This window comes from Pseudomonas sp. (assembly GCF_041601375.1).
Classification (GTDB): domain Bacteria; phylum Pseudomonadota; class Gammaproteobacteria; order Pseudomonadales; family Pseudomonadaceae; genus Aquipseudomonas.
The window spans coordinates 1-5,627 of record NZ_JBFIIG010000238.1 but is presented as its reverse complement, the minus strand read 5'-3'; the positions used below and the strand labels follow the sequence as shown (position 1 = coordinate 5,627).

Below are 5,627 nucleotides of genomic sequence, written 5' to 3'. Positions count from 1 at the left end.
GCTCGAGGGAATTTGTCGGCGCCCAGGACGCCGGGAGACGCTGCAGCAGGCGAGGGTTTATCGCAGCCGCTCAGCCCAGCAGGTCGATCAGCGGCGCAGAGCTCGGCAACTCGGCGGTGCGCCGATACAGATCGAGATCGGCTGCAGATGAACGCGGCGGCTGGCGTGACGCCTCGGGATCGTCGCCCTGCTGCGCAGATTCGGCCGCCTCGCTCGGTTGCGCACGCTCGGTTTGCCCTTCTGCGGCTTCACTGAGTCGCAGCTCGGCCAGTTCGGCTCGCGCCTGCAGCATCTGCGCCTGGGCTTGCGCCGCCACACGCAGATCCTGGGCGGAAGGTTCGGCCGGCGCCAGGGCCGCGCGTACGACGATTTCCATCTTGCTCAGGGTGGCTTGCGGGTCGCCCGCCACGGCACTGGTGTCGATACTGACCTCACCCGCTACGGCATAGCGCTGACCATCCGGGCCATGGCTGTAGGTGTAGCTCGGCGCACCGGCATAGCTGCCGCCGACCGCCGCATGGGCCTGTTCGTGGGCGCGTACTTCGCGGTCGCGAGTGGCCAGTTCGGCGATTTGCAGTTGCTCGAGGCGTTGTTGCTGCGGGCTGGGTTCGGCCTCGCCCTGCTTGCTGGCGGACTGGGTCGATGGCGACCGATCCGCCTCTTCGCGGGCAGACGCGGCTTGCTCATCGCCGAGGGCGGGGGAAGGCGTAGCAGGTGCCTGGGCGGCGCGGGTCAGGTCGGGGGAAACAGCGGCGGACGCAACCGGGCGAACCGGCAGGGACGACACTGCAGGCGCAAGATAGCTGGGCAAAGCGCCGATCTGCATGCCGTACCTCCTTGTCGTGCAGCTGTTATCGCCCCTGTATGGGGCGCATCAGCGACCGGGTCAGGCCTTGGTGTCGATCAGCGTGCCCAGTACTTCGTCGGCGGTACGCACCACGCGCGCGCCAGCCTGTGCTTCGTGCTGGCCGACACGCAACGCCACCAGGCTCTCGGCCAGGTCCGCACGGCCTTGCTCTGCCGCCTCGGGCGACGGATTGACTTGATTCGGCACGGGCGTCTGCGCCAGCGGTGGGGGCGCGGCAACGGCACTGCCGGCGATCTCGGCGGCGGCCTGATCGACGCGGCGTTGCCCCGACTGAATGCTGCTGATGCCTGAACTGAAGGCGTTAGCGGAGATTTCCATGCACAAGCTCCCGCAACTGGAACGAATCATTGCCCTGCATTGAAGCAGATAATCCGCAAGGAACGTACTGGCAAATAGCTATGGCAGCAGGCCTGCTTATAGCGCCAACCCCAGCAGCGCCAGATCGAGACGCTCCGCCACCGCCGCCGGCGTCGCCTTGGCCAGGCGCGGTACCCGCCCCAGGCAAGGCGCCGGCAAGCGCTCGGCAAGGGTCGCCAGGTTCTCCTCCAGCCGCGACGTCTTGGGGTCGACCACGTTGGCCACCCAGCCGGCCAGGGTCAGGCCGTCGCGGGCAATCGCCTCGGCGGTCAGCACGGCGTGATTGATACAGCCCAGGCGCACCCCGACCACCAGAATCACCGGCAGATCCAGGCTGATCGGCAGATCCGACAGTGCGGCCTGACCGGCCAGCGGCACGCGCCAGCCGCCGGCGCCTTCGACCAGGGTGAAATCCGCACCCTTGTCGAGAATCGCCTGCACCGGCCCGCGCAGCGCCTCCAGATCCAACCGCACGCCGGCTTCGCGAGCCGCCAGGTGCGGGGCGATGGCCGGGGCGAAGGCCAGCGGATTGACCTCCTCGTAACCCAGCGCCAGGCTGCATTCGCCGAGCAAGGCCAGGGCATCGTCGTTGCGCAGACCGGCAGCAGTCTTGCTGCACCCAGAGGCGACCGGCTTGGCGGCGGCGGTCGACAGCCCGGCCATGCGCGCGGCATGCAACAAGCCAGCGGCAATGGTGGTCTTGCCGACTTCGGTGTCGGTACCGGTGACGAAGAAGGCTGCAGTCATCTCAGTTCTCTTTGCGTAAAAGGCCGTAGACCACCTGATAGCTCGCCGGCAGGCCTTGCGGCTGACGGAATTGCTCATAGGCGGCGATCAGCGCCAGCATGCGGGCGCGCCCGGTCAGGCCACCCGGGCGGCCGGGGTTGAGGTTGTGTGCACCCAACGCCTTGAGTTCATGGGTCAGGCTGCGCAAGTCAGGGTAATGCAGCACCTCTGCCTGGGTTTGCAGGCCGAGCGGCTGCAGGCCGCTGCCCGCGCAGAGCTGCTGGTAATCGGCGAAACGGCGGAAGCGGTTGACGTGGACGAAACCGTCCACCGCCTGCCAGCTATCACGCAACTCCTGCAAGGTGCCGACGCACAGGCTGCTGAAGGCCAGCACACCACCGGGGCGCAGGACGCGCCGGGCTTCGCCGAGCACCGCGGCAAAATCCGCACACCATTGCAGCGCCAGGCTGGAAAACAGCAGGTCGCAGGATGAGTCGCGCAGCGGCAGGCGTTCGGCATCGCCGGCGACAAACTGCTGCGCGCCGCCCAGTGGCTGGGCGTGGCGCAGCATGCCCTCGGCAATATCCAGGGCCACGCCCTCGGCAGCGCCGTAGCGCTGGCCCAGGGCCCGACTGAAATGACCGGTGCCACAGCCCAGGTCGAGCCAGCGTTGCGGGCTCAGACTGGCCGGCAAGCGCGCCAGCAACTCCCCGCCTACCTTGCGCTGCAGGGCCGCGACGCTGTCGTAGCTGTCGGCGGCGCGGGAAAAGGACGCCGCCACCTGACGCTTGTCCGGCAGGCCGCTCAGCGGGTCTTGTGTCCACTCAGTCATCGCCGGCCTCGTGCAGAAAGGCCTGGATCGCCGCCGCAATTTCGTGGGGCCGCTCCAGGGCGAAGGCATGGCTGGCGTTATCGACCAGGCCGATCTCGACATCCGGCAGCAACGCCAGCAGCGCGGCCGCCGCATTCGCCGGCACCAGCGCATCGCCGCCGGCAAACAGATGCAGTTGCGGGCCGACGAAGGCCTGCACGGCGCCGCGGGTGTCCAGCGCGGCTAGCACATCCAGGCCGGCCAGCAGACTCTCGGCACCCGCCTGGGGCGACGCACCCAGCAGCAGCCGCGATAACCCGCGCGGATCCGCAGCGCCCTGGGCGCAGAGCAGGGCAAAGCGCTTCAAGGTAGCGCGCGCATCCGCGGCGCAGCCCTGACGAAACACGCCGAAGGTTTCAGTCGCCATCGCGCTGGGCCACGTCGGCTCGGCGACGAAGCGCAGATTGCTGGCCAGGGTCAGCAGGCCGGCGCAGCGCTCGCCGCGCCGCGCCGCCAGTTCGCTGGCGAGCATGCCGCCGAGCGACCAGCCGCCGAGCCAGGCGTCTTGCGGCAGGTTGGCATCGAGTTCATCCAGCCAGTCGGCGGGGTCGCTGGAGTCCAGTCGCGGCAAGGGTTCGATCTCGACCCGCAGGCGTGAATCGAGGCCACGCAAGGCCTCGGCCAGCGGTTCCAGCGGCGCACTGCCGAGGCCCCAGCCGGGCAGCAGAATCAGGCGATCACGCATCGCTACGCTCCAGTAGCGTCCAGCATTCGGCCAAGGCTTCCAGCAGCCGTTCGAGCTGGGCACTGCTGTGCGCCGCCGACAAGGTGACCCGTAGGCGCGCACTGCCGGCCGGTACCGTGGGCGGACGAATCGCGGTGACCAGCAGGCCACGCTCGCGCAGCAGCTGCGACAGGCGCATGGCGCGGCCGCTGTCACCGATGAGGATCGGTTGGATCGGCGTGGCGCTGTCCATCAACTGCAGGCCAATCGCAGCAGCGCCTGCACGGAAGCGTTTGATCAAGGCGTTCAAGTGCTCGCGCCGCCAGCGCTCGCTGCGCAGCAGCTCCAGGCTCTTCAGGGTGGCGCAGGCCAGCGCCGGCGGCTGGCTGGTGGTGTAGATATAGGGGCGGGCGAACTGCACCAAAGTTTCGATCAGCTCCTCGCTACCGGCGACGAAGGCCCCGGCAGTGCCGAAGGCCTTGCCAAGGGTGCCGACCAGCACCTGGACATCCTCCTGGCCCAGGCCGAAGTGCTCGACGATACCGCCACCGCTGGCGCCGAGCGGGCCGAAGCCATGGGCATCGTCGACCATCACCCAGGCGCCCTTGGCCTTGGCCGCCGCACACAGCGCCGGCAGCTCGGCCAGGTCGCCGTCCATGCTGAACACGCCGTCGCTGACCACCAGGGTATTGCCAACGGCCTTGTCCAGGCGGTTGCTCAGGCTGGCCGCGTCGTTGTGCAGATAGCGGGAAAAGCGCGCACCGCTGAGCAAACCGGCATCCAGCAAGGAGGCGTGGTTGAGGCGATCTTCCAGCACCGTATCGCCCTGCCCCAGCAGCGCGGTGACCGCGCCCAGGTTGGCCATGTAGCCGGTGGAGAACAGCAGCGCCCGCGGTCGCCCGGTGAATTCGGCCAGGGCCTCCTCCAGCTCGTGGTGCGGCGTGCTGTGGCCGATCACCAGGTGCGAGGCGCCGCCGCCGACGCCCCAGCGCAGGGCGCCGGCGCGCCAGGCCTCGATCACCTGCGGGTGATTGGCCAGGCCGAGGTAGTCGTTGGAGCAGAAGGCCAGCAGCTCGCGACCGTCGACCGTGACCAGCGGGCCTTGCGGCGAGTCGAGCAGGGGCCGCTGACGATAGAGATTGGCGGCGCGGCGTTCGGCGAGGCGGGAGGACAGATCGAAAGGCACTGAATAGCTCCAAGCTACAAGCGGCAAGCTTCAAGCAACAACTTGGCGCTTGTAGCTTGCCGCTTATGGCTGCCGTTATACGGCAGCGTTATAGAACAGCTTGGAATCGCGCTGCTCGACCAGGGCCTGCTCGATGGCCGCCTGGTGCACTTCGTCGCCATGCTCTTCGCGCTCTTCCGGCTTGATGCCGAGGCGGGCGAACAGCTGCATGTCCTTGCCGGCCTGCGGGTTGGCGGTGGTCAGCAGCTTCTCGCCGTAGAAGATCGAATTGGCACCGGCGAAGAACGCCAGGGCCTGCATCTGCTCGTTCATCGCCTCGCGGCCGGCGGACAGACGCACGTGGGACTGCGGCATCATGATCCGCGCCACGGCGAGCATGCGGATGAAGTCGAAGGGGTCGACGTCCTGTTCGTCGGCCAGCGGCGTGCCCTTGACCTTGACCAGCATGTTGATCGGCACCGACTCCGGATGCTCCGGCAGATTGGCCAGCTGGATCAGCAGGCCGGCGCGGTCGTCGAGCGACTCGCCCAGGCCGAGAATGCCACCGGAGCAGATCTTCATCCCCGCATCGCGCACGTAGGCCAGGGTTTCCAGGCGATCGGCGTAGGTGCGGGTGGTGATGATGTTGCCGTAGAACTCCGGCGAGGTGTCCAGGTTGTGGTTGTAGTAGTCGAGGCCGGCCTCGGCCAGGGCGGTGGTCTGCTCTTTGTCCAGCTTGCCCAGGGTCATGCAGGTTTCCAGGCCCATGGCGCGCACGCCTTTGACCATCTGCAGCACGTAGGGCATGTCCTTGGCCGACGGATGCTTCCAGGCCGCGCCCATGCAGAAGCGGGTGGAACCGATGGCCTTGGCCTCGGCGGCCGCTTCCAGCACCTTCTGCACTTCCAGCAGTTTTTCCTTTTCCAGGCCGGTGTTGTAGTGGCCGGACTGCGGGCAGTACTTGCAGTCTTCCGGG

The 5,627-nt window shown here is 68.0% G+C and carries 7 protein-coding genes; all 7 read right to left on the bottom strand.

All coding sequences use genetic code 11. From position 1 onward, the window contains the following. Positions 1 to 70: 70 nt before the first annotated feature. Complete coding sequence (locus ABZE94_RS19990; protein WP_372877760.1) at positions 71 to 826, bottom strand: putative metalloprotease CJM1_0395 family protein; 756 nt, start codon at positions 824 to 826, stop codon at positions 71 to 73. A gap of 60 nt (positions 827 to 886) precedes the next feature. Next, complete coding sequence (locus ABZE94_RS19985) at positions 887 to 1,186, bottom strand: hypothetical protein (RefSeq protein WP_372877758.1); 300 nt, start codon at positions 1,184 to 1,186, stop codon at positions 887 to 889. 96 nt (positions 1,187 to 1,282) lie between these two features. Then, a complete protein-coding gene (gene bioD, locus ABZE94_RS19980; protein WP_372877756.1) occupies positions 1,283 to 1,972 on the bottom strand; it encodes a dethiobiotin synthase in 690 nt (229 codons plus the stop codon). 1 nt (position 1,973) lies between these two features. After that, positions 1,974 to 2,783 (bottom strand): malonyl-ACP O-methyltransferase BioC, encoded by an 810-nt coding sequence (bioC, locus tag ABZE94_RS19975; protein WP_372877754.1) that lies wholly within the window; start codon positions 2,781 to 2,783, stop codon positions 1,974 to 1,976. Next, positions 2,776 to 3,507: an alpha/beta fold hydrolase gene (locus ABZE94_RS19970; RefSeq protein WP_372877752.1), complete on the bottom strand. Its 732-nt coding sequence runs from the start codon at positions 3,505 to 3,507 to the stop codon at positions 2,776 to 2,778. Before ABZE94_RS19970 ends, bioC begins: the two co-directional genes overlap by 8 nt. Further along, positions 3,500 to 4,672: an 8-amino-7-oxononanoate synthase gene (gene bioF, locus ABZE94_RS19965; RefSeq protein WP_372877750.1), complete on the bottom strand. Its 1,173-nt coding sequence runs from the start codon at positions 4,670 to 4,672 to the stop codon at positions 3,500 to 3,502. The genes ABZE94_RS19970 and bioF overlap by 8 nt, the downstream gene beginning before the upstream one ends. A 75-nt stretch (positions 4,673 to 4,747) precedes the next feature. After that, the coding region (gene bioB / locus ABZE94_RS19960; protein ID WP_372877748.1) for a biotin synthase BioB at positions 4,748 to 5,627 on the bottom strand (880 nt) is incomplete at its 5' end.

Bases quoted from the DNA above. Each gene is read 5' to 3' on its own strand.
- ABZE94_RS19985 (WP_372877758.1), bottom strand. From the start codon at position 1,186: ATGGAAATCTCCGCTAACGCCTTCAGTTCAGGCATCAGCAGCATTCAG.
- ABZE94_RS19990 (WP_372877760.1), bottom strand. From the start codon at position 826: ATGCAGATCGGCGCTTTGCCCAGCTATCTTGCGCCTGCAGTGTCGTCC.
- bioC (WP_372877754.1), bottom strand. From the start codon at position 2,783: ATGACTGAGTGGACACAAGACCCGCTGAGCGGCCTGCCGGACAAGCGT.
- bioD (WP_372877756.1), bottom strand. From the start codon at position 1,972: ATGACTGCAGCCTTCTTCGTCACCGGTACCGACACCGAAGTCGGCAAG.
- ABZE94_RS19970 (WP_372877752.1), bottom strand. From the start codon at position 3,507: ATGCGTGATCGCCTGATTCTGCTGCCCGGCTGGGGCCTCGGCAGTGCG.